This window comes from Pedobacter sp. GSP4 (genome assembly GCF_051857575.1).
Classification (GTDB): Bacteria; Bacteroidota; Bacteroidia; order Sphingobacteriales; family Sphingobacteriaceae; genus Pedobacter.
In genome coordinates, this window is record NZ_JBPZIR010000007.1 from 103,152 (window position 1) to 127,644 (window position 24,493).

The window sequence follows — 24,493 nt, forward strand, 5'->3', positions numbered from 1 at the left end:
TTAAGTAACCTAGTAACCTTTAGGTAATCACTAACAAATTGTTAGCAAATATACTTTAATTTTGGTTAATAATAATCAATCAAATCGATAAAACTATGGCAACAAATAATGTAAAGAAAATGGCTACAACCGGCCTTACCGTTTTGGTAACAGTGATGGTTGGTATTAGTGGCTTAATGAAAGCAATTCATTTACCCTGGTCGGTGGAAGGTTTGGTAAAATTTAATTTGCCCAATTCAGCAACCTTTTTAGGTTTAATGGAAATGGCATTTATTCTATTATTCGCCTTTCCAAAAACAATGCATATCGGTTTTATTTTGATCAGTTGCTACCTATCAGGTGCAATGGCGACAGAATTATCACACGATGGTTCTATGCTCAATCCGGCTATTCCGCTCGCATTGATTTGGATAACGGCATTTCTGCGTGATAAATCCCTTTTCCTGGGCGTAGCAAGAGCATCATAATTAAGCAAAGAAATTAGCAAAACATACATATCCACAAATATTAATTTATCAATAACATCATGACATTAGAAATTTTAAAAACCAAAGAAGAACTGAGAGACTTAATAGATGCCTATGCATCATTAGGAGATGAGAAAAAAATCACTCAGATGGTAGGTGTTTTTACACCGGATGCTACCTATAGCGTATTTATGAACGGAACTTTTGTGGGAGACACGAAGGGAAGAGACAACCTGGAAAAAGAATTTATCGGACACGCTTCGATTGTAAAGACCTACTTCACCCTAAACGGACAGCATACGGTTAAAATTGATGGTGAAACTGCTACGGGAGTTTCGTTTACCCAGATCAAGATGATCAGAGCATCCGAAGGAAAGGATATCCTCTCAGATTATAGTGTAAGATATGATGACAATTATGTTTTCCAAGACGGAAAATGGTTTATCAAAGAACGTGTAGCACACTTCCTAATCGTAGAGGCTCGCACTTTGAGCAATTAGACCATACCATTTATAAAAGGCTTCAGTGTTCTCTGAAGCCTTTATAGTTTCTACTAATATCACTTTCCTAACCTGTTTCTTATTGTTGACCAATTTTGGAAGTAATTTTTTTCTCTAGCATAGGCCAAACTTGGCCCGCCAAGTTGGTGTTAATTAATTATTAAATTTTTTCCAGTCTGTCGCGCAAAGCCAATTATCTGCGTTTCTTTATCAAATAAAAAACGCTCATGAACTCAAAACTTACCATTTACGCACTATTCGCAATCACGCTCTTCGCCCTAGCCTGTAAGAAAGTTCCCAAAGGTGTCCAAACCAAAGTATCTGGTTACGTAACCGATACCGCCAAAAACAAACGTATTGGTGGCGCAAAAATCGCCATACTTGGCTGCAAAATCCACCCATTTGCCGGAGGGGAAATATGCAGTGATCAGGTTGCTTTAACAAGTGCTGGAAGCGACGGAAATTTTCAGCTCAACTTTACCGCCAACGGAAGATATTCAGGCTACGAGCTTCAGCTTCTTCAAACAGATGACTATAAATCAGCCTTCGGATATTTCAGTTACCCATTAATTACCGGAAAAGATAATCAAATCATCGTCAAAGCGACAGAGTTCAATAACCTTAAATTTCATCTAAAAATAGATAAAACAACCGCAGACAGCCTAAGCGTCGTGGTAAATTCCAAAAAGCAAAAGCTCCCGGCAAAACCTCTAGATACTATCCTGGAATTCAGGATCGAGCCCGGGCAGGACAATTATATTCGATTTTTTGCTCATTATCCCGGCTACAAAACCAGAGGCATTTATAAAATTATCAAATTTGGAACTGATGCAACTGTCAACTACGAACTACTTGTCCCAAATACCGACGATTTACCAAATAATTAAAACTTTTCCCAACAATGTTTAATTTTGTGGCTTTACATACGCTCATCTCATGAAGAAAACCACATTTATTTTGCTGCTTTTAACGTTAGGTTACATTAAAAGCTTTGGCCAGAACAATTATTCAATTTTCAACCTTAACCAAACCCATGCCCAGTTTAAAAACCTGAAGGGAAAAGTTAAGGTGATAAGAGATTACCGCTACAAAAACACCAGCCCAGAAAGAGGCGATACGCTAGACAGGCCGGGCAAGCTGGATATGTATTTTGTTACCGAGTACAATCGGGAAGGGAACATGATTAGCTATACGCAGTACCGGGTTAATGGCAGTATTGCCAGTAGAAAAGATTATAGTTACGACAAGTTGGGACGGCTTACGCAAGTAATCGACAATACGCCCAATGAGAAAAACTCTTCGATATACAGAATGATCATTAGCTATGATAGCAAAGGAAAAATGGTAAAAGAAACAGCTTCTTCTTTCAGTGGCGCGGTGAGTTCGATAAAGACCTTTGGCTATGATACCAAGGGCAGACTGGTTAATTACAATATCCTCTTTCCCTACAGTCAAGAACGGTGGACGAACAGCCTTCAGTACGATACCAAAGGAAGGGTGGTAAGAAATGAATCCCGGATGAAGAATAGCTACCATATTTCGGAAAGGAAGCTTGATGATAAAACCGGTTTACCCGAGCAGGAAATCGGTTTTGAGAAAGGGATAAAGAGCAGTACAACAGATTATACCTATGATCCATTTGGGAATATGCTCTCGCAACGATATTCTTATCATGGAGATGGCGGCAACGGAGGTAGGGAGCAGTACCGTTATGAGTACGATACCAAACAGAACTGGGTAATCAAAAGATCTGACTTTTACGACAGCGACGATTATCACAGCCAGGCCTTTGAAAGACGGGAAATTGTTTATTATTAGCTTTGCACTGGCCAATCAGAGCTTGTGCCACAGTTACTGCCAGGAAACATTTATCTTTGGTTATTACGCAAAGCAGGCTGCGTAATGGTGGTGAGCGACTGGTGCCTTAATCACTATTCCGCTCTCAACTGTGCTCAAATTTCCCCACATGGACCAGCCGAGCATTCCCTGATTACCCTCGGTTTTTGCAATTGGCCGAGTGCTGATCATTGCTATTGCTGCTTGATGACTCAATTTTTAGTTATCTATTGGCAAACACATTTTACTGATGTAGACAAAGAGGATGAATGCAAGCCCATATTTATTTTTTGTGTAAAAAACAGATTGGTTTTTGGCGAAGATTTTTAACACTTTTTTTGGCTTAAAACTGTTTAGTTATTACAACAAAAATAAATAATTATGAATACAAAAGAAGTTGCGGAAAAACTGGTTCAGTTGTGCCGCGAAAACAAACACGAGCAAGCTATTGATGAGCTATACAGCGATGATGTGGTGAGCCGTGAGCCTAAAGGTTCGCCGATGGAATTTACCGAAGGTAAAGCCGCAGTTAAGGGTAAAACTGTACAATGGGAAGAAAGTGTTGCCGAAATACACAGTTCGGAGCTGTCAGAGCCGATTGTAGCAGATAACCATTTTGCTGTAGTAATGGATATTGATGCCACCTACAAAGAACATGGCCGTATGAAAATGAGCGAGATCTGCGTATACGAAGTAAAAGATGGAAAAATTATCGCAGATAATTTTTTTTACAGGATGAACGGCTAAAAGAAAAGCCATGGGTTCATGGCTTTTCTTAGGATTTCGATAATGCTTTTTTCGAGTTATTTTTATTAGCAAACTTAACCTTCCTGAATTTCGGGTTCTACCAGTTTGATCAGTTTTTCTAATGATTCCTGCCAGCCCAGATAACAGCCTTCTACAGGTATGGCATCTGGAATCCCTTCTTGTGTTACTTTTAATTCGGTACCTACCAATGTTTTACGGATCGAAACCGAAGTGGTCATGGTGCCGGGCAAATTAGGATCATCAAACTGATCTGTATATTTTAAGAATTCGTTGGGCTGTAAAGCTAAAAAAGTACCGCTCCACGAATGGCTATTGCCTGTTGTAAAGTTTTGGAACGACATTTTATAGCTGCTGCCCACTGCGGCATTTCTTTGATGAACCGTACAAAGGTATCCATAAGGTGGCAACCATGCCGCAATTGCTGTATTATCGGTAAAGGCACGGTATATCTTTTCGGGCGATGCCTTAATCACCCTGTGCAATGAAACCATGTTGTTTGACATAAAATAGATTTTTGTGATCCTACTCGTGTGGCTTTTCGTTTCGCCCGTTTATTTAAGTGGTTGCTGCTCCACATCTGCTTTAACAAATTTGCTGGTAAAAAAGCAAATTAGATAGGGGCAAAAACGACTTTATTGGGGGTTGGTTACGCTCAATAAAGGGCAGCGCTTATTATTTTTATCTTCAGATCCACATCCTAACACAAACACATTAACATTCAAGGCAGATTGCGATGATCAAAAAATGAACAACAAATTAAAAGATTGGTGTAAAGCACCTAAGCTTTTTACAGAAAATTAACGATTACTTCCTTTTACCATTCCGCTTCTGATTCTGCTCATGGTTTCGAGCCGCATGCCCAAAAACGAAGCAATATATTTTAGCGGAACCCGGTCTGCCAGGTAGCCATAGGTTTTTAAAAAACGTTCGTAACGTTTCTTTGCTGTGGGCAACCGGCTTATAAATGCACGTTCGGATGCGCTGCGGTAATAAATTTCGGTCATTTTACGGCCAACGTAATTGGCTATGGCAAAATTGTCGTAAAGAAACCTCGACATGGAATGGGGTATGGCAATGGCTACAACGGGGTCGATAGATTCGATATACTCATCCGATCCCTCTTCGGTCCACAAATTTCTGATGGTTCCGGCAAGTTCATTCTCAATCGCTATCCATGTGGTAATTTTCTGTCCCCCCAACTTGATATAACCATGCACCGAACCCTGCAGAATTAAATAAATGTAGCGGTTTTTCTTTAAAGGAGAGGCGATATGTTTGTTTTTGGCAAAACTTACCGGAAAGGTATGCTCATTGATAATTTTTTCAATAGCATCATTAAGAGGGTGGAAAGCTTTAAATACCTGAATTAGGGGTGAAGCTCCCCCAAAATTGTCCCATTTTCGATCGCCTAGTTCGTTTTTTAAATTCATTGAAGCTCAAATTTCGACAAACCATTTAATTAAAGCAAAAAGCTTATCGCTTTTAACGCTAAAAACTATAAATGGGTTTTAAAATTTTATCTTTTTGTTTGGTAGCGCTAAAATATCCGGTTAAATAAGTTTAAACCTTTGTAAATTGTCATTTAGCTCATATTTCAAGGCTTAAAACCTGCGATTTATAGGCTGCAGGTACAATGAGGCTTCTTAAAAATTGATGTACATTCAGTTTTTTGCTGAGTTTATAGAGCGCAAGAACCGGGATAATCAGTTTTCCTTTTCCCAATCGGAGCAGTTTATTTACTTTAAGGGGTACAATTTGGGCCTGTATTTTACGCATCAGTAAAAACCTCATCCAGCCCAGGTGCTTTTTATACTGTTTAAAAAGATCATGAGAAAAATGGCCATAAATTAAATTTTCCGCTAGCTGCTTTTCATGCATCAGTTGCCAGGCGCTAAAAGTAGTTGGAAGGCCAATAATGCCCATTCTTTCTCCAACGCGGTAAAAAGTAGTAAATATTTCTTCCTTCTCGGTAAAGGTTAGCGGCCTTTCCAATACCTCGAACGATCGGATAGAGTATTCAATAAGCATAAAAAGTACGTCGCGGTAGGCCCAATCGGGAATTTTAGTTCCCCTTGCTGTTTCTACATGCTTGTGTATCATGGTAATCTGATCAATTGCCTGGTGTGCTTTGGTGGTAGAAGAAAAAACAATCTGCTGGGCGTAGGCTACCGTAGAAAACAGCCTCCCCAATGGATCTTGTGGAAGCTTGCCGGTAAAATACAGCCAATCAACCGCTTTGTTTAAGCTAAACTCGGCAGCGGCACCTGCAAAGATGAAAAGTATTACATCTGTATTGCCCCATATTTTACGTACAACCGAATCTTCGTTTACAAAATACATGATTTTTGGTTTAGGGTATAAATTTCCATTTGCTTGATATTAATGTGGCAGCGCAGCAGTGGGATAATGCCTAAAACGCCAAAAGCACAATCTATACATCTCCAAAATAGAGGTATTTGGCGTATGTTTCCGGCAATTAAAGCCAATGGGATGATGCTTATACAGCAGATAATGCCAAACTCTACCACCCATTTATTTTTTATCGGATCTTTTAAGGGGCCTACAAATAAAATGGCCAGCATAAGGTGCGCAAAAGCCAGCAAATCGGTACCGTAGCTTAAAAAAGGATAATGGATGTTGGAGTTTTTAATGCCTTCATAAACCTTTAGCAACCAGTTCTGTAGCACAATAGGGAATGCTCCTGTGTGTTTAAGCAGGTAAGCAATTTCTGTTTCGAGCGGAAATGCCGTTAAGCCACTTAGCGCTAAACCAATAATAATGATCCAGATGCATATTTTAGTTTGGCTCCTTAATTTTTCGAACGGTTGTAGCATGGATTCTCGTGTAAGAAGTGTTTTTAAAAGTGCTTTGTAATTCAAAGTAAAGATTAAATTTTTAATATTCCAAAAAAATCGATACTTGTTGCTATATATCGAGCAATTCTTTGAGCAGCCATACAAACTGTTAAAGAAATATTATCTTTGCAATCGATTGTGATGGATACATATAGCTCATTTTCAGATAATGAATTAGCTTTCTTGCTAACTAAGAATGATGAGGCCGCATTTACCGAAATTTACAACCGGTTTTATGGTTTATTGTTTATCCATGCCCACAAACGCCTTAATAGCGAAGAGGAGGCTAAAGATCTCGTTCAACAGTTGTTCGAAACTTTATGGATTAAGCGCGGTCAGGTGTCTCCTGACGGAAATTTAGCGGCTTATCTGTATGCCGCTACAAGAAATAGGGTAATCGATATTTATGCACATCAAAAAGTAGAAAATAAATACATCGATTCGTTACAGGGTTATCTTAACCAAGAGCATGTTTTAACTGATTATTTGGTGCGCGAAAAAGAAATGGCTTCATTAATTGAACGCGAAATAGCTGCACTGCCTCCCAAAATGCGCGAAATTTTTCTGATGAGCCGGATGGAGAATAAAACACATAAAGAAATAGCAGCTTTGCTTGAAATTTCCGAATTAACAGTTAAAACCCAGGTAAAAAGAGCCCTTAAAATTTTAAGATCGCGTTTGGGACTGCTAGCTTACTTTGTTTTTATCTATAAAACTTATAATTGAGCTGTTATTTTTGAATTTCTTTGTCTTTTTCAGCCAAATTTAGTCCGGTTGAAATTATTTTTAGAAAAAAAATAACTTTGAGTACCCCCAAGGGATACACTTCGCCGTATACCTATTAATTAAGCCAAAAAGATTTCTGTTGAATGGAGAAAAATGCAAAAATATTGCTGGAAAAATACTTGTCTGGCAATTGTACGCCCGAAGAACTAGCAATTGTAGAGCAATGGTATTTACAGCTGCCGTTTAATGGTAATGCTCCAGGGCAACAGGCAATTGAAAACAGTAAGAACGAAGCCTGGCAAAGTATCCGCCAGCATCAGCATGCGGCAAAGCGTATTGTTTTGTTTAAGCGTATAGCTGTGGCAGCAAGTATTTTGATCTGCTTTAGCATTGGTTTTTATGTTTTTAACCAACAGCAAAAAGAACATTTGGTTGTTGGTAAAACACTAAGTGATGTTAAGCCAGGGCGCAACAGTGCGGTTTTAACATTGGCCGATGGCTCGGTGATCGATCTGGATAGTGCTAAAAACGGACAGATTGCCAACCAGAATGGAATAATTGTACGTAAGGCTGCCAATGGGCAGATTGAGTATATCATTCAGGATCAAGGAAGCAGCGCCAACCAGGCTGCCAGCGTAAACCTAATTTCGACACCTAGGGGCGGACAGTATCAGGTTAGCCTGCCCGATGGAACAAAAGTATGGCTAAATGCAGCTTCTACATTAAGATATCCATCCTCTTTTGCAAAAAATGAACGTAGGGTAGAGTTACAGGGCGAGGCTTATTTTGAAGTATCGAAAGATCAAAGCAGACCGTTTAGGGTAAGTACCAAGCAGCAAACGGTAGAAGTTTTGGGTACGCATTTCAATATTAATGCCTACAGCGATGAAGATTTTGTAAAAACTACACTTTTAGAAGGATCGGTAAATGTAACCAGCGCCACCAATAGCATAAAACTTAGCCCGGGCCAACAGGCACAGCTCAACTATGCCGATGCAAAACTGCGCCTCAATGCCAATGTAGACGTAGATAAAGAGATGGCCTGGAAAAACGATCTTTTTGCTTTTGACAATGATGACCTAAAAACCATTATGCGGCAAATATCGCGCTGGTACGATCTTGACATTGTTTATCAAGGCAAAATTACCGACGAAAAATATATAGGGGAAATCCCAAGAAACAGCAATTTATCCGAAGTATTCAAAATATTGGAACTTAACCACGTTCATATTGATGCAAAGGGTAAAGTACTTACTGTATCTGGCAGCAAAAACTAGATAGACCTTGCCCGTCTTAAAAAGGCAATAAACCGAACTATTAATCAACTATTAAACTAAACTGTATGATGAAAAAATTACCTGAAATCTAATTTCCTACCGCAAAAAAAACCGAAAGCGCAGCAACGCTTCCGGTAGAAATTTTGGACACAGCAGCTTGCTTTGAACCCAGCTGCTATTTATTAACCTCATTTTAAACAAAGGTATGAAATTAACTACCCTTTACAACCCCGTATGCACTATATGGAGGGTAAGGATTAAATTTTTATTGGTCATGAAATTGACTGCTATATTATTACTGGTCGGCACTTTACATATTTCGGCCGCTACTTTTTCCCAAACGGTAACCATATCCCGTAGAACAGCTCCGTTAAAAACCATTTTTAAAGAAATTAAAAAACAAACAGGTTATTTTTTCTTTTACAAAGGGCAGGTTTTACAGGGCAAGCCAGAGGTTACCGTCGAATTAAAAAATGCAACACTAACTGATGCGCTTAACATTTCGTTAAAAGGAATGGACTTAAACTACAACATTGTTAATAAAACAATTGTGATCAGTGATAAAGAAAACCTAGCTATCCCGGCAGCGGTTGTTTTAAGTAAAATTGAAATAAAAGGTAAAGTTGTTGATAAAGACAATGGTGAGAGCCTGCCTGGGGTTAACGTTTCTGTAAAAAACGGCGCAAGTATCGGTGTTACCAACGAAAAAGGCGAATTCAAGGTTACTGTTGATGAAGGTACCACGCTGGTATTCAGCTACGTGGGCTACGAAATACAGGAAGCAAAAGCCACAGGCGGTAAATTGCTTACCATAAAACTCGTTTCCAAACTCACGCAGATGAACGATGTGGTGGTAACGGGTTACCAGACCATTAAGAAAGATAACTATACCGGTAATGCCATTACTATATCCGGAGATCAGTTGCGGAGGGTAAATCCACAAAATTTACTGCAGAGTATCGGTACATTCGATCCTTCCTTTAAACTCATAGATAACAATCTTGCCGGCTCCAATCCCAATAGGATTCCATCTATCAACGTAAGGGGCGCATCTGCACTGCCAAGCGGCGATGGGCAGGTATTAAGAAGGGATGAAATTTTGGGAACGGTAAATATGCCTGTTTTTATGCTCGATGGATACGAAGTAAGTGTGCAGAAAGTATTTGATTTAGATATAAGTAGGATTGCTTCCGTTACTTCCTTAAAAGATGCTGCGGCAACGGCCATTTACGGTTCGCGTGCGGCCAATGGTGTAATTGTAATTACCACTAAAACACCAAAAGAAGGTAAATTAAGGGTAGAATATAATTACGAACTGAACCTTACTGCTGCAGACCTAAGCGATTATCAGGTTTTAGATGCAGCCGAAAAGCTTGATTACGAAGTATTGGCAGGATTATACAGCTCGGCAAAACAGCAGGTACCTCAAGATCAGCTCGATGAAATTTATTACCACAAAAAAGCAAATGTTGTGGGTGGTGTTAACAGTTACTGGCTATCGCAGCCATTGCGTAACACCATTGGCCATAAGCATGGTGTAAATCTTGATGGCGGATCGGAAGCCTTTAGGTATAATGTAAACCTCCGCTACCAAACAAGACCTGGGGCCATGAAAGGATCAGAAAGGGACCAGTATTCGGGTGGCATGAGTTTTCAGTATAACGTAAAGAAACTTCAGTTCAGAAACGAATTATCCATCACCCAGGTGGGTGCTACCGAATCTCCATATGGCGATTTTTCCAATTACGTGCGGATGAACCCTTATTATCCATTACAGGATGCCAATGGTATGGCGATGCGGATCTCGGATGTATATGAAAAGCAGGACAGATCTAAAGAATATGTTTTTAACCCACTGTTTGATGCCAATTTAAGCAGTTTCAATAAATCTAAATACACCGAAATTATCGATAACCTTTCTGCAGATTTAGAGGTAGCAAAAAACCTTAGGCTTAGGGCCCAGATGAGTGTTACCACCAGATCGAATTCGGATGATATATTTACATCTCCCTTGGCCAACAAATATTACCTGTACACCACAGATAAGATAGACGAAAAGGGCGAATACACCAATAGGGAAATGAAAGAAACCTACTGGGACAGCAATATCAGGTTAACCTGGCTGAAGCAGATTGGCGACAACTCTTTTAACGCATTGATTGGTGTTAATGCCCGTACCGAGCTGCGCGATCAGAAAGAATTTACCGCTATCGGATTTGCAAACGACCGCTTTACCAGCATTGGTTTTGCCAAGGGCTATGCCGAAGATGGAAAACCGCTGAGCAAGCTCGAAAGGGCAAGGCTTTTTGGCTCTTTCATTACCATGAACTACGCGTACAAAAACCGTTACCTAATGGATGGAACCATTCGTATTGATGGCTCTTCAAAATTTGGGGTAAACAATAAACTGGCTCCTTTTTGGTCGTTCGGATTGGGATGGAATGTACACCAGGAAGAATTTCTGCGCGATAATAGCGTAATCAGCCAGCTGAGGATCAAGGCTTCTACAGGACTTACAGGTTCGGTAGAGTTCGATCCATATTTATCCAAAACCATTTATAAGTATAATACCGGAAACTGGTATTCATCGGGTATTGGTGCCAGTGTAAACAGTTACGGAAATGAAAACCTGGGCTGGCAAAAAACCAGGATGACAGATATCGGTATCGACATCGGCCTGTTTAAAGACCGTATTTTGATTACACCGAGGATATACAAGAAGTTTACCAAAGATATTTTGGCCGATATTACCTTACCTCCATCAACAGGCTTTTTATCCTACAAAGAAAACCTTGGCGATATGGAGAACAAAGGGGCCGAGCTGGGGATAATTGTGGATGCGGTAAGAAGCAAAGACTGGTCGGTAAACCTGAACGCCAGTTTGGTTTCCAACAAAAACAAAGTAGTCAGAATTTCAAATGCATTAAAGAAATACAACGATAGGGCCGACGAACTACAATCGGTAAAACCGGGCGATGGTGGTTACCGCGGTATCCCGTTGCTAAGGTTTAGCGAAGGGCAGCCTTTTAATGCCATTTATGGTGTACGCTCGTTGGGCATAGATCCGGAAAATGGACGTGAGCTATACCTTAAAAAAGATGGTACGCTTACCTACGATTACGATAAGCGCGATTATGTGGTAATTGGCGATCCCAATCCAAAAGTAAGCGGCTATTTCGGCGGAACGTTTAATTACAAAAGGTTTAGCCTTTATGTACAGTTTCAAACCTATTTCGGGGGCGATAAATATAACCTAACCTTGGTAGAGCGTGTTGAGAATGCCGATCCAAGGTATAACGTTGATAAGCGCGTGTTTGAAGAAAAATGGAAACAGTCTGGCGATCTTTCCTTTTATAAAAACATAGCCGATAATGGCGAAACTGATGTAAGCTCGAGGTTTATACAGCCCGATAATCTGATCAACCTCCAGTCAGTTAACTTTTCTTATGATTTGGATAAAAAAATGGCCGCGCGATTAGCCATGGCGAGCCTTATGTTTCAGGTAACCGCCAATGACGTGGTGCGTTGGTCGTCAGTGAAAGAAGAAAGGGGTATTAATTACCCATTTACCAGGAGTTTAACCTTTACTGTTAGAGCAGCATTTTAAGCTATTAGTTAACAGATTTAAAATATAAAAACATGAAAATTAGATTGTTAATCTGCCTCATCATTACAACAGGATTGTTTAGTTCCTGCAAAAAATGGCTGGAAGTAGAGCCTGAGTCGGAAATAGCTGCCCCAATTTTATTCAGCACCGAAAATGGCTTTATGGAAGCGATAAACGGCATATATAACCGCAGTACAGAATCAGATCTGTACGGTAAAGAACTTACCTTCGGTACAACAGAAGTGCTGGCCCAAAATTTTTCGATGCGTGATGACGGACAGGATTACAGGCAAACCTCGTTGTACAATTACAAACATGGCGAGTTTATCAAGCGGAAAGATAAAATATGGGCCGGTTTATACAATGCAATTGTAAACTGTAACCTGATCCTCGAAAATGTGGATGCAAAAAAGAACATTTTTACGGGTAACAATTATGCCATCGTAAAAGGCGAGGCATTGGCCTTAAGGGCTTATCTGCACTTCGATCTGTTGCGTTTATTTGCTCCTTCTTACCTGCGGAACCCTGCTGCAAAAGCAATTCCTTATGCAAACAGGTACACCAAAGAAATTACTCCGGTTTCTACCGTGGCCGAAACCATCGATCTCATTACCAAAGATCTGGAAGAATCGAAACAACTGCTGCTTGCCGATCCGATCAGGAGTGCAGGCTACCTTGTAAATTATCCATTGGTTACCGATTCGCTTAAAAATACAGAAGAGAAAAACCCAAGTTTATTTTTGCAGAACAGAAGGCACCGTCTTAATTATTATGCCGTTTGCGGAACCCTCGCCAGGGTTTACCTTTATAAAAACGATAAGGTTAAGGCCTTGCTTAATGCAAAAGAGGTAATCGACTCCAAAAAATTCCCATGGACGGCAAAAAGTGATTTTGAGGCTTTCGAAGATGCCAAGAAAGACCGTATCCTTTACAAAGAGCTTGTTTTTGGATGGTACATTCCGGGGGCTGCAAAAGAAATCAAAGATAACTGGTTTCAGAGCGGTACCAGGGGTTTTTACCTGATTGAGGATGCCGCGGATTACATTTACGAAAAGGCAACGGCCGGAGCAAGCGATTCGCGGTATAAATACTGGCTATCCGCTACATCGAACCAATCGTCGAGATCGTACGATATTGTTAAATACCGCAGAAACCCCTTAAGTTCCGAGGCAAATGCCAATTTACATTATCTCATGGCACCGGCCATCAGGCTTAGCGAAATGTATTACATCGCCGCCGAGTGTTCGTACGCCAGCAATCCAGCAACCGCAGTAAATTACCTTAAACAGGTGCGCGAGGCAAGGCAGATAGGCGATCCTTTAGCGATAAACAGCGAAGAAGATTTAGTAAAAGAACTGCTTAAAGATGCCCGTAAAGAATGGTTGGCAGAAGGGCAGCTGTTTTATATGTACAAACGCCTTAACAGGGGGATAGTGGGGCAAACCGGTGTAATTATTCCGCCTTCTGATAATATTTTTGTACTTCCGCTGCCTAACGATGAGGTGGTGTATGGCGGCAGATAAACATTAGAAATTTTATTGATAGAAAGTTATGAAAATATATATATTAATATTCGCAATCATATGCCTCGCTTCTTGCAAAAAAGCAGAAGAGATGCGTTTTGATCACAGTGCCAATGTTTATTTCGACATTTATAACGGTGATAAGGACAGTATAGTAAGAACCTTTGCCTATAATCCTACATTGGCTCAGGATACCGTATGGCTACCCGTACGCTTATCAGGCATCAGAACAGATGCAGACCGGAAATTTAGTGCAAAAGTAGATGTTGATTCTTCTACAGCAAAGCCCGGCATCCATTACGAAGCCTTAAAAACACAATATTCAATCCTGCCCAATAAGGGGATAGGATATCTTCCTGTGGTGATTTATAACAAGGATAAGGAACTCGAGAACAGATCGGTTTCTATACTGATCAAATTAACCGGTACATCAGATCTGGGTATTGAAAATCCTTATATGATCAGGGCAAAGGTGGTATTCTCATCCAAACTCGAAAAACCAAGTTGGTGGGATACCTGGCCGCTTCCGCCGTATTCGCGCACCAAGCACGAGCTGTTTATCCTGGTAACCGGACAAACCTCGCTTACTACCGACGGATTGGATGCCCCTAAAAACCTGTACTATATAGGATTATTAACCACCATGTTAAATAATCCATTTAACTGGGTAGCCAAAAATCAGGCAAAAGGTTACGTAATTGAAGAGGTTACTGCCGGTAATACCGATAGCTATTATTTCTACAATACAAAAAATCCGGCAAAGAAAACACTCTTACGGAAAAATATGCAGAATGGTAAATATTACTTTATAGATGAAAATGGAAATGAGGTTATTTAAACATAAGAACATGGATATTAAAAGAATAATCCTTTTGATAACTGCTGTGGTTGCACTTGCCGCATGCCATAAAGATCTGGGCAATTATGATATCACGATGCCCATCGAACCAAAGGTGTTAAGCCTCGATTCGGTTTATACCGCCAGTGTAGGCGACAGTTTGATCATTAAACCCAAAATAGAAAGTGCCGACGCGGCCAATATCGAACTTCAATGGCGCATTACCGTAATAGAAGGGAACGATGTTAATTATACCGGCCCGGCCCTGAGGATCATATTCGGATTGCAGTCTAAAAGATACCCTGCACGCCTAACCGTTTACAATAAAGCCAATGGGATGAAATATTTCCATAAGTTTTATATCGATGGCGGAACTGAATTTGCCAGTGGTACAACGGTATTGAGCGTAGAAAACGGAACCACACAGTTTTCATTTGTAAAACCCGATGGAAGCGTACAGGCACGTTTGTACAAGGTAATGCAGGGAAAAGATCTACCTGCAAACCCTCGAAACTTATTTCTGCTTAGAAATACATTTACCGGTGGTACATTATTGGGTTATTGGATTATTACAAAAAACGGCGGCATTAGGCTCGATCCGAATACCATGCAGGAAGATCCAAAATATCCGAACACACTAAAAGATAATTTCTTTACCACGCCTGATGGGCTTGAAGTTGGTTCGCTAATTTCCCATCCGCAGGGTGTAATGATGGGCGTTGTTAACGGTAAATTTTACGGCGGTACCACCAGCACCTGGGATCAGGCAGCCACCTATGGTATGTTTGGTTTACCTGCAGATGGTGATTACGAACTTGCCCCATCTTTTGTGATGAGCTTTACCCAATCGGCTACCTATTTTATCGGTTTCGATAAAAACAGAAAACAGTTTGTACGGATTAACCTTTACGGAGCACCGGTTTATTTTGGTACACAATATTCAGTTACCACGGTAAGTGCTTTTGATCCGCTAAACGTAGGGATGGATCTTGTTCATTTAGAGCAGCTTAATAACGCCGATTGTTTTGCCTATTGCAAAGGCGCTGATGGAAAAATTTATGAATTGAAGTTCAATGTTCAGTTTAACGGTCCATTTACCTTTACGCCGCAACACAAAAGGCTTTTTGTACGCCAGGAGCTGATTAACGAAAGTACAAAATGGAGCGGTGCCAAAAATGGGGTAATTTATATTGCCAACGCTGGTAAAGTTTACCGTTACAACCCTGTAAATGAAGAATTGAGAGAACTGGCCACCAGTTTTAGCGGGAAAAACATTACGATGTTAAAACTTTCCGATGATGAAGAAACGCTGATGGTAGGAACTGAACAGACCATTTCTTTCCTGAATATAGCAACCGGGGTTAATGGCGTGCTCCTAAAAAAGATTGAGGGGATTCCAGGCAGTCCAGTAGATATGGCCATTAGAAAATAGTGTTTTTCCGTGGCCGGGAAGATTCAAAATCGCGGCCACGGAAAGTAAATAATTAAAAAAATAAACAGATGAAAATTATAAAGTTAGCGGCATTGGCCCTTCTATTACCGGTTTTAACCTGGGCGCAGGTACCAAATTTTAGTTTATCGGGCAAAATAGGCACATTGAATGCGCCAGCTAAGGCCTATATCGATTATATGGACAATGGTGTAAGCCATGAAGATTCTACGGTGCTGGTAAACGGTGCATTCCGTTTTACCGGAAATGTATCGGGCATTGCTTATGCCCGTATGGCACTCGATCATACTGGTGGCGGTAAGCAGCGCGCGGTTTATACCGGAGATGTAATTTATTTTTACTTCGGTAAAGAGCAGGTTTTAATCAGCTCAAAAGATTCACTGGAAAACGCAAGTTTTAGCGGATCAAAAGTGTACAACGAATATGTGGCCTACAATAAGGTTATTGGTGGTACCATAATGTCATTAACCAAGGCCGTAAATGCCGATTTTAACAGCGGAACACCCGAGCAGCAAAAAGATCCTGCCTATATGAAAGCGGTTGATACCAGGTATAGGAACAAAGTAAAAGCGAGGGAAGAAAAGCAGTTCCAGTTTGCCAAAGATCATCCGAACTCGTTTTTTGGCCTGGTGGCTTTATCCGAATCATCAGGAGCCAAAGTTGATGTAGCCAAAGTAGAACCCGTATTTAAAGCCTTGAGCAAAGCGCTCCGCGAAACCGATTTAGGTAAAGAGCTTGAACAGCGAATTGCCGCAAACAGTGCCACAGCCATTGGTGCAAAAGCACCTTTATTTACGCAAAATGATGTGGTTGGCAAACCTATTTCGTTGGAGAGCTTAAAAGGTAAGGTTGTATTGGTAGAGTTTTGGGCGAGCTGGTGTTCGCCTTGCCGCGCAGAAAACCCTAACCTGGTAAAAGAGTACAACCTGTATAAAGATAAAGGCTTCGAAATTTTATCGGTTTCGTTGGATAATGTAAAAGAAAACTGGTTAAAAGCCATAGAAACGGATGGTTTACCTTGGTTGCACGTATCAGATTTAAAAGGCTGGAACAACGAAGTTGGCCGTTTATATGGTGTACGGGCCGTGCCGGCAAGCTTTTTAGTAGATAAAGACGGGAAAATTATTGCCAATGGATTAAGGGGTGAGCCTTTGAACAAAAAACTGGCAGAAATTTTTAATTAAAAAGAAACAAATAAATCAACGCTTGGCATGCCGGATCGATCTGGCATGCCTTTTTAATGTAACCCATTTTCAATACACAAAAATTATGAATAGATACTTGAGGGTATCCGTATTAATTGCTGTTTTATGCTTTACCAAGGCTATTGCACAAGAAAAAGCCATAAACAAGTTAGAAACTATCATTTCTGCTGGGGTTAAAAAAGCCTATCCTGCAAGCGTGAGGATGTGGGGTTTTGATACCACAAGGAACGAGCGTACTTCGGCCCAGTTTAGTGGTGTGGTGGTGAGTGCCGATGGCTATATTTTAACAGCCGCCCATACAACACAGCCGGGCAAAAACTATCAGGTATTTTTCCCTGATGGGCAAACCTGCATTGCCGAGGCATTAGGCAAAATTGAAGTGAAGGAAACACCCGGTGCACCCGATGTTGGACTGATGAAAATTTTAACCAAGGGCAATTGGCCTTTTGCCGAAATGGGCTACGCACACAGTTTGGTTAAAAATGAAATGTGCCTGAGTATTTCCTATCCCGAAACGTTAAACCAAACCTTACCAACCATTAGGCTCGGTAAAATTGCTGCAGTAAAAAATGAATATGGCTTTATCCAATCAACCTGTAAAATGGAACCAGGCGATTCTGGAGGACCATTATTCGATTATTTTGGTAGGGTAATTGGCCTGCACAGTGCCATTGATGTAGCAGAGGATATGAATTTTGAGATCCCGGTTGATTTGTACCGGAAATATTGGACCGCCTTAAAGACCGAAAAAGTTTACACGGCTTTGCCCCAACAAACTGATGCGGTAAATGAGGATAGTTTCGCTGATCAGATCAAGAAAGATGTACTGAGCGGAAAAGTTGATTTTGAGAAAGTAAAATTTGCCCCAAAATTTAAGCATACCGGTTTTTTGATCAGCAGCTTGATAAACGGAGTAGCCAAAACTGTAAATGCTACACTATTTAACCAGGTTGATGCGAAAGGTCAGAAAAAACAGTTTTTGGTCAGTAAAAATTCCATGATTGGGAACGAGATTAACTTAAGTGTTGATGGTAAAACAGTTGCAGCCAAAGTAATTGCCCGCGATAAGGAAAACGATCTGATCCTTTTACAGGCAGCTATTGAAATTAAAGGCGGAATACCTTTAGCAAGCTTGAAGCAGATGGTGATTGAGCATAACGATCCAAAAATACTTTTCACCTTAAAACAGGATGGAACTTACCTGCAAAGTATTTTAAGCAGTGGTAAATTGAGCCTGCCAAAAGTATCAAGTATGCCGTATTTTGGGGCCATGGTAGTGTATAACGCGAGTCCGGTATTATTTTCATTGATAAAACCAGGTAGCCCTGCTCAAACAGCCGGAATACAGGTGGGCGATGAACTGGTGAGCATTGATGGCCAGCCCATAACTAATGCTGCTGATTATGGTCCATTTATGACTAAATACTGGCCTGATGATGAAGTGAATATCAGCTGGAAAAGCGCGGGAAAGCTTTTCTCTAAAAACATTAAACTGGGTGGGGTGGCACAAGGGGCTTCCAACCATCCAGCAGAAAAATTTGCAGGTGGTAAATCGGCCAGAAGAGATGGCTTTAGTACTGTTTATGCACATGATCTGGCTTTAACCCCTGATTTGGCAGGCACCGCAGTGTTTAATGGCAAAGGAGATTTTTACGGGCTTAATATTGCCCGCTTTAGTAGAACTGCTGCTTTTTTTATCCCAGCTGATCTAGTTTATGCCTTTGTAATGAAATATTAACCAAGCGATTTTCCCAGTTAAGCTGTGTTATAAGCTTGAAATCTCACTCAAATTATCAAATTCTGCTTCCCGGTTGTTCATCGGGAGGCTAACATTGAATATTGATTTTTTTTAATTAATTATTCCTTGGGATGAGAACTTTATTTATAACAGATTTGCTTCATCAGAAATGTTTTGTATTCTTTTTTATGCCTGTATCTAATAAAAAATTGGAATATTGATCTAAAATTTTACTTTTGAAAAGTATGTCGAAGAAGTTTATCGTGCCCGACAAGAAATAAACTTCTTTTATACCCTCAGATTTGTGCATCCTAATGATGATGAACGTAAGGATCAGTAGCCGCTGTTGATCACTTATTTTCAGATGGGGTAGCATATGTATCGTTAAAATAACCAAATAGGGCAGATCCACTCACTATGGACAAAAAAAATATTTTGGGAGAACACATTTCCGTACATAGTTTGTGGTGGGAGGCCATGTGCCTTGGCGAAAAAGATGCCTTTCTGAATTTATATAAAAGTCTTTACCGTAGTTTAGCTGGCTTTGGCCTTCGTGTACATAATGATGCAGATATAGTTACTGATGTTTTAAATCAGGTTTTTCTGGAGATTTGGGAAAAACGCGATTCCCTGCCAAGGGTCGATCAGGTAGAATCTTATCTCCGTACCATACTGAAGCGTAAAATTTTAAAACGCATTGCACACGAGCAACGCTTAAATAAAGCTATTTCGGTAATGGTAACTGAGGATGAAGCATTGCTTGAAATGCCTTATGAAGAATTAATCGTAAAAATCCAATCAGATGAACTTGTTAAAAACAGTTTGTTTGCTGCACTCCAAAAACTAAGCCCTCAACAACGAAAATTAATTCAATTGCGGTTTTATGATGGATTAAGTTATGAAGATGTGGCTAAGAGAACACAATTAACCGTTAGAACAGCCTATAATACCATTTATAGTGCTTTGAAATTTTTGCGCACCCAGCTTAAATTTTAGCTTTCCTAAGCCATTAAGGCCCCATTTGTAAAATAAATTCAAAAAAAATAAAAAATACTTGGTAAAAAAAACATCTTTCGTGCACTGGTATTAAAAAGCCTGTTCAATGGTTGATGAATATAATTACCCTGAAGATTTTTTAATGGATGATACCTTCAAGCAATATTGTGAGGGTAGCAATGAAAAATGTGTGGTTTTCTGGGAAAAATGGATAGCCGAACATCCTGAAAAACGTAAAACAGTATACGCAGCCAAAAAATTATACCAGCTTTTAAGTGGTAATTTAAAGCCTGTTAATCAGCAGGTCGAGTATTTAAACCGTCATTTAAACCCTGAAATCAAACCTAAGCGATTCAGGACTGTACATTACGCCATCGCCGCGTCTATTTTGTTGCTGTTGTTTGCCGGCTTAATGTATACGCTTTACCAACGTCAGGGCAACATGCTGCCTTATGCCAAAAAAATTGTAGCCAAAAGAGGGGAGAAGAAGAAAATTACCTTATCCGATGGTACTTTGGTATACCTAAATGCCGATAGTAAAATTGAGCTTGGAGATGATTTCAATCAAAAAGAAAGAAGTGTAAAGTTAAGCGGCGAAGCATATTTTGATGTAAAACACGATGCCTCCAAACCTTTCTTCGTGCAGACCAAGGATTTTAAAATCAGTGTTTTAGGTACAGCTTTCAATGTAAAGAGCTATACCAATGAGGATGAATCGGCGGCAACCCTGGTACGGGGAACCATTAAACTCGAAGACAATACTGGCTTAAATAAAAATACCGTCATTCTTAAAGCTGGTCAGAAAATTACTTACCATTTGCTAAAAGCGCTAACAAATCCGCGCCTTCCGGCAATGGATGCTGCAGAAAGACTGCCAAAAATTGAAGTTAATAACCTTACACTACTCAATAAGGAGGTGGTAGAATCGGCATGGACCAATAACAACCTCATTTTTGCAAACGATAATTTTGGAGATATTAAAGCACGCTTGGAGCGCTGGTTTAATGTTACCATCGAGTTTGAAGATAAAGAGCTGGCCGGATATACTTACACCGGACACTTTGAAAACGAGGATCTGATAACTATTCTGAATACCCTAAAAAAAGTGAAACGGTTTAATTTTAAACAGAAAGGAGAGCACATAACCATAACCAAATAAACAAACTAACCAAAATAAACCTGTATCAAAAAGAAAAAGGGGAAGTGCTCGAACACATTCCCCAATGATTTTTTTTGATCTTTTTTCTAATCTGGGGTTCCTCACTGGAAATGCGTAGCCCCAAATAAACCAATCAAAAACCAAAAATATGATTAAAATTTACATTAGTCAAGCCTCGCCATGGCTCAGGCTGCTTTCCAAAGTCATTATTCAAATGAAGATTGCATTTTTACTAGTCTTTATTACCTGCCTGAATGTTTCTGCAAAGGTTTTTTCGCAAGAGAAACTTACGCTCGACCTTAAAAATATTAAGCTCGAAAAGGCCCTGCAAACCATTGAAAAACAAAGCTCTTACCGTTTTGTATATAGCCCAACAGAGGGACCTTTCAATAAGGTAATCAGTATCAAAACCAACCAGGCATCGCTAGAAGAAGTGATGCGCAGCTTACTCTCTGGTACTTCCCTGAGCTTTACAGTGCAACAGCATAACCTCATTACCATTTTGAAAGCCGAAATGACCAATCAGGATGTTGTAGTAAAAGGTGTGGTTAAAGATAGTACAGGCCTTGGGCTGCCTGGGGTTACCATCACCGTAAAAGGGATAAAAGGAATAGGTACCTCTACCGATGGTGATGGTAAATTTAGCATCAAAGTACCAAACAGCTCCATCCTTGTTTTTTCTGCCATTGGTTTTACAACTGTAGAAGAGCCTGCATCAGGTTCAATGAATATAGTGATGAAAGCGCTAAGCAATAATCTGGATGAGGTAGTTGTACAGGCCTATGGTACCACCACAAAGCGTAAAACAACCAGCTCTATTAGTACTTTAGATATGACCACTATAGCATCTATACCTGTTCAGTCTATTAATGATGGGGTAGCTGGTCGTTTGCCAGGCATTACTGTAACTGCTACCAATGGTGCCCCTGGCTCAAAAAGTTCAATTTCAATACGTGGAGGAGGTACGCCTTTGTTTGTAATTGATAATGTAATCCGCTCAGAAAGTGATTTTGCAAATCTGAACCCAAATGATATTGAAGATTATTCACTGCTAAAAGATGCAGCCGCTACAGCGCTATATGGCGTTTCTGCTTCTAATGGTGTTTTGTTGGTTACTACCAAACGCGGCAAAGAAGGTAAAACGAGTATCAACTATGCCTATAACCAAATATTTTCTCAACCAACTTTGTTCCCTGACAGATTAAGTTCTTTCGAGCAGCAATCAGCGCTTAACAGGTTATTTGTTTATGAAGGAAAGCCGGCCCCAATTGCGCCACAGGATTTAGAAAAATATCGTGATGGCGCTGATCCGCTAAGGTTTCCAAATACAGATTGGCAGGATTTGACCATGAAAAACTTTTCTCCAGAAATGCGTCACGACCTTTCCATGTCAGCAGGAACCAAGTTATTAAGTTATTATGCATCTCTGTCTTACTATAATCAGGGTACAATACTTAAAACCGATAAAAACAGCAATAAGCGAACAACTTACAGGCTTAACGCAACAAGCGATTTTGAAAAGGCAAACTTGAAAGTTAATGTAGGCTTGGATGGGTTTATTGAAAAAAATATAGTGCCAGTAGCGGGTTATGCAGGTATTTACAGCCATATACAAGATAGGCTATCGTACGAACTGGCTAAAAACGAATTTGGATTGCCAACCCCTATCCCTGATAACCCAGTTCGGGAGCTTGATCCACTTTCAGGCTATAATAAAGGGGCTGGAAATGTATTAAACGCAAATTTAAGTTTAGCGTATAGCGCACATTTTTTGAAAGGATTAAAATTTAAAATAAATGGCGTATATAATACTTACAATACACAAGGTAAAGTGTGGAATTTTTTAGCCCCAGGTTACTTAATTGGAAGTACTGCACCTGTTTACGGTAATGCCCCAAGCCTGACTGTACGCAGCGACAAAGGAAATATGACCACACTGCAGGGGTATGTGATCTACAATAAAACTTTTGGCGATCACGCTATTGATTTTACGGCTGTATATGAGCAAACCAAGGGAAATTATTTTACCATAAATGCTGCCCGCTCTAATTATCAGATCCTCTACGATCAGTTAATTGCCGGCCCAACAGAAAACCAATCGATCAATATTTTTGATGGTAATGGAAATCTTTTGAGTGGAGAGTCTGAAAATGCCAGGGCTGCACTTTTAGGGCGCTTGAGCTACAATTATAAATCAAAATATTCTTTTGAGGCATCTGTTAGGAGAGATGGAGATTATCTATTCGTTCCAGGTAGCCAATGGGGAACTTTCTTTGCGCTTTCAGCTGGCTACACCTTATCAGAAGAGGGTTTTATGAAATCATTAAAAGATAAACACATTCTTGATTTCCTGAAAATAAGAGGTTCCTATGGTATATTGGGAAATAAAGACGGGATAAATCCATTTCGTTATGTATCTGCCTATTCCGTTACGCCAATTGCATGGTTTGTTGATGGCAAGGCTGTTCAGGGCACATCCGAGCCAACATCTATCCCAAGCCAGTCTTATTCATGGCAGCAAATTGCAGATCGGAACATTGCAATTGATTTAGCCTCTTTCAATAACAGGTTAACCGCTACAGTAGAATACTATTATAAGCGCACCACTGGTTATGTAACAAGCGATCCAAGATTTGCCAACACACTGGGCATCAAATTGCCATTGATAAATTTTAGCGATGGCGCGGCAAGAAAAGAAGGTTTCGATTTTAATATGAACTGGCAATCCAAACAAGGTCAACTGAGTTATAAAATTGGGTTCAATTATAATTATTTTAATACCGCTTGGGAACGTAATGCTAGTGATAGCGATGCTGATTTAAAAAATCCTTTCAGAAGAAGATCGAGCCAATTGGCTGGCTTTTTAGTAGATGTGAATGGAAATGCCATTTATGGATACAAGAACAACGGTTTTTATACCGACAATGGACAGTTGCTATCCGGAGCCCGTTTGCCAGGTGCCAGTGGAGTTGCTGCAGGAGATTTACGCTACATCGATACCAACGGCGATGGACAGATTACGGCTGATGATCAGACTACAATCGGAAACAATACTTTCCCCCGTACAAACTACGGTATAACCCTTGATTTAGGCTATAAAGGATTTTTCTTTAGTGCCGTAGTTCAAGGCTCTGGAAACCGCGACCGCTATTTGGGCAGCTCATTAACGGGGCAAACAGGTAAATTAATGACCTATGGTTTTCAGGAAGATTACTGGCGTCCTGATAATACAGATGCCTTGTTTCCACGGGCAACCACTTCTGCCGGAGTAAATGGCGGCAACAACTATCAAACCAGCGACTTTTGGCTAATCCAATCGAAATACGTGCGGTTAAAATATTTACAGGTAGGCTACGATTTTAAAAAAGGCGTATTTCAGAGAAGCCCTTTTCAGCAGCTGCGTTTATTTGTATCGGGTACCAATATACTTACCTCAGCAAAAAGCCAAAAGTATTTTATAGATCCTGAGGCCGATCCAAGCAATTATAACTACCCTATCCAGCGCACGTTCGCAATTGGTATCAATGCAGGGTTTTAATCATTAATTT

General features: G+C 40.2%; 20 protein-coding genes. 16 read left to right on the top strand and 4 right to left on the bottom strand.

All coding sequences use genetic code 11. The features are described from left to right. The first annotated feature begins 95 nt into the window (after positions 1-95). The 5 genes from ACS5PU_RS17795 to ACS5PU_RS17815 all read left to right on the top strand — a co-directional run bounded on the left by ACS5PU_RS17795 (position 96) and on the right by ACS5PU_RS17815 (position 3,550). On the top strand, positions 96-467 hold the full coding sequence (locus ACS5PU_RS17795) for a DoxX family protein (RefSeq protein ID WP_439460508.1): 372 nt from the start codon (positions 96-98) through the stop codon (positions 465-467). A gap of 59 nt (positions 468-526) precedes the next feature. Further along, a complete protein-coding gene (locus ACS5PU_RS17800) occupies positions 527-967 on the top strand; it encodes a nuclear transport factor 2 family protein (RefSeq protein WP_439460509.1) in 441 nt (146 codons plus the stop codon). Between the two features lie 227 nt (positions 968-1,194). Beyond that, entirely contained in the window at positions 1,195-1,854 is a 660-nt protein-coding gene (locus ACS5PU_RS17805; protein ID WP_439460510.1) for a hypothetical protein, read from the top strand. Positions 1,855-1,903: 49 nt separating this feature from the next. After that, complete coding sequence (locus tag ACS5PU_RS17810) at positions 1,904-2,785, top strand: hypothetical protein (RefSeq protein WP_439460511.1); 882 nt, start codon at positions 1,904-1,906, stop codon at positions 2,783-2,785. A 399-nt stretch (positions 2,786-3,184) separates the two neighbouring features. After that, on the top strand, positions 3,185-3,550 hold the full coding sequence (locus ACS5PU_RS17815; protein WP_439460512.1) for a SnoaL-like domain-containing protein: 366 nt from the start codon (positions 3,185-3,187) through the stop codon (positions 3,548-3,550). 74 nt (positions 3,551-3,624) lie between these two features. On the opposite strand, the gene ACS5PU_RS17820 is transcribed toward ACS5PU_RS17815, so the two are convergent. From ACS5PU_RS17820 to ACS5PU_RS17835, 4 genes are all read right to left on the bottom strand, one after another. Further along, positions 3,625-4,074 carry an SRPBCC family protein gene (locus tag ACS5PU_RS17820; RefSeq protein ID WP_439460513.1) on the bottom strand — a complete coding sequence of 150 codons (450 nt, stop codon included), beginning with the start codon at positions 4,072-4,074 and terminating at the stop codon, positions 3,625-3,627. Positions 4,075-4,368: 294 nt separating this feature from the next. After that, positions 4,369-5,001, bottom strand: coding sequence for a Crp/Fnr family transcriptional regulator (locus ACS5PU_RS17825; protein ID WP_439460514.1), 633 nt, complete (start codon positions 4,999-5,001; stop codon positions 4,369-4,371). Between the two features lie 157 nt (positions 5,002-5,158). Continuing rightward, complete coding sequence (locus tag ACS5PU_RS17830) at positions 5,159-5,911, bottom strand: oxygenase MpaB family protein (RefSeq protein ID WP_439460515.1); 753 nt, start codon at positions 5,909-5,911, stop codon at positions 5,159-5,161. Next, entirely contained in the window at positions 5,899-6,405 is a 507-nt protein-coding gene (locus ACS5PU_RS17835) for a hypothetical protein (RefSeq protein ID WP_439460516.1), read from the bottom strand. The genes ACS5PU_RS17830 and ACS5PU_RS17835 overlap by 13 nt, the downstream gene beginning before the upstream one ends. A gap of 162 nt (positions 6,406-6,567) precedes the next feature. On the opposite strand from ACS5PU_RS17835, the gene ACS5PU_RS17840 reads away from it, so the two are divergent. The 11 genes from ACS5PU_RS17840 to ACS5PU_RS17890 all read left to right on the top strand — a co-directional run bounded on the left by ACS5PU_RS17840 (position 6,568) and on the right by ACS5PU_RS17890 (position 24,483). Further along, a complete protein-coding gene (locus tag ACS5PU_RS17840) occupies positions 6,568-7,152 on the top strand; it encodes an RNA polymerase sigma factor (protein WP_439460517.1) in 585 nt (194 codons plus the stop codon). Between the two features lie 143 nt (positions 7,153-7,295). Next, positions 7,296-8,429 (top strand): FecR domain-containing protein, encoded by a 1,134-nt coding sequence (locus tag ACS5PU_RS17845; protein WP_439460518.1) that lies wholly within the window; start codon positions 7,296-7,298, stop codon positions 8,427-8,429. A gap of 205 nt (positions 8,430-8,634) precedes the next feature. Then, entirely contained in the window at positions 8,635-12,036 is a 3,402-nt protein-coding gene (locus ACS5PU_RS17850) for a SusC/RagA family TonB-linked outer membrane protein (RefSeq protein ID WP_439460519.1), read from the top strand. A gap of 32 nt (positions 12,037-12,068) precedes the next feature. Further along, complete coding sequence (locus ACS5PU_RS17855; protein WP_439460520.1) at positions 12,069-13,559, top strand: RagB/SusD family nutrient uptake outer membrane protein; 1,491 nt, start codon at positions 12,069-12,071, stop codon at positions 13,557-13,559. Between the two features lie 28 nt (positions 13,560-13,587). Beyond that, complete coding sequence (locus tag ACS5PU_RS17860) at positions 13,588-14,397, top strand: DUF4843 domain-containing protein (protein WP_439460521.1); 810 nt, start codon at positions 13,588-13,590, stop codon at positions 14,395-14,397. A 10-nt stretch (positions 14,398-14,407) separates the two neighbouring features. Next, a complete protein-coding gene (locus ACS5PU_RS17865; protein WP_439460522.1) occupies positions 14,408-15,829 on the top strand; it encodes a PKD-like family lipoprotein in 1,422 nt (473 codons plus the stop codon). A 68-nt stretch (positions 15,830-15,897) separates the two neighbouring features. Then, complete coding sequence (locus tag ACS5PU_RS17870; protein ID WP_439460523.1) at positions 15,898-17,031, top strand: redoxin domain-containing protein; 1,134 nt, start codon at positions 15,898-15,900, stop codon at positions 17,029-17,031. An 85-nt stretch (positions 17,032-17,116) separates the two neighbouring features. Then, complete coding sequence (locus tag ACS5PU_RS17875) at positions 17,117-18,790, top strand: S1C family serine protease (RefSeq protein WP_439460524.1); 1,674 nt, start codon at positions 17,117-17,119, stop codon at positions 18,788-18,790. Between the two features lie 417 nt (positions 18,791-19,207). Further along, positions 19,208-19,786: an RNA polymerase sigma factor gene (locus ACS5PU_RS17880; RefSeq protein WP_439460525.1), complete on the top strand. Its 579-nt coding sequence runs from the start codon at positions 19,208-19,210 to the stop codon at positions 19,784-19,786. A gap of 106 nt (positions 19,787-19,892) precedes the next feature. Further along, the gene (locus ACS5PU_RS17885; protein ID WP_439460526.1) at positions 19,893-20,945 is read left to right on the top strand and encodes a FecR family protein; all 1,053 of its coding nucleotides are present in this window, start codon (positions 19,893-19,895) and stop codon (positions 20,943-20,945) included. A gap of 214 nt (positions 20,946-21,159) precedes the next feature. Then, a complete protein-coding gene (locus tag ACS5PU_RS17890; protein ID WP_439460527.1) occupies positions 21,160-24,483 on the top strand; it encodes a SusC/RagA family TonB-linked outer membrane protein in 3,324 nt (1,107 codons plus the stop codon). Positions 24,484-24,493 lie beyond the last annotated feature (10 nt).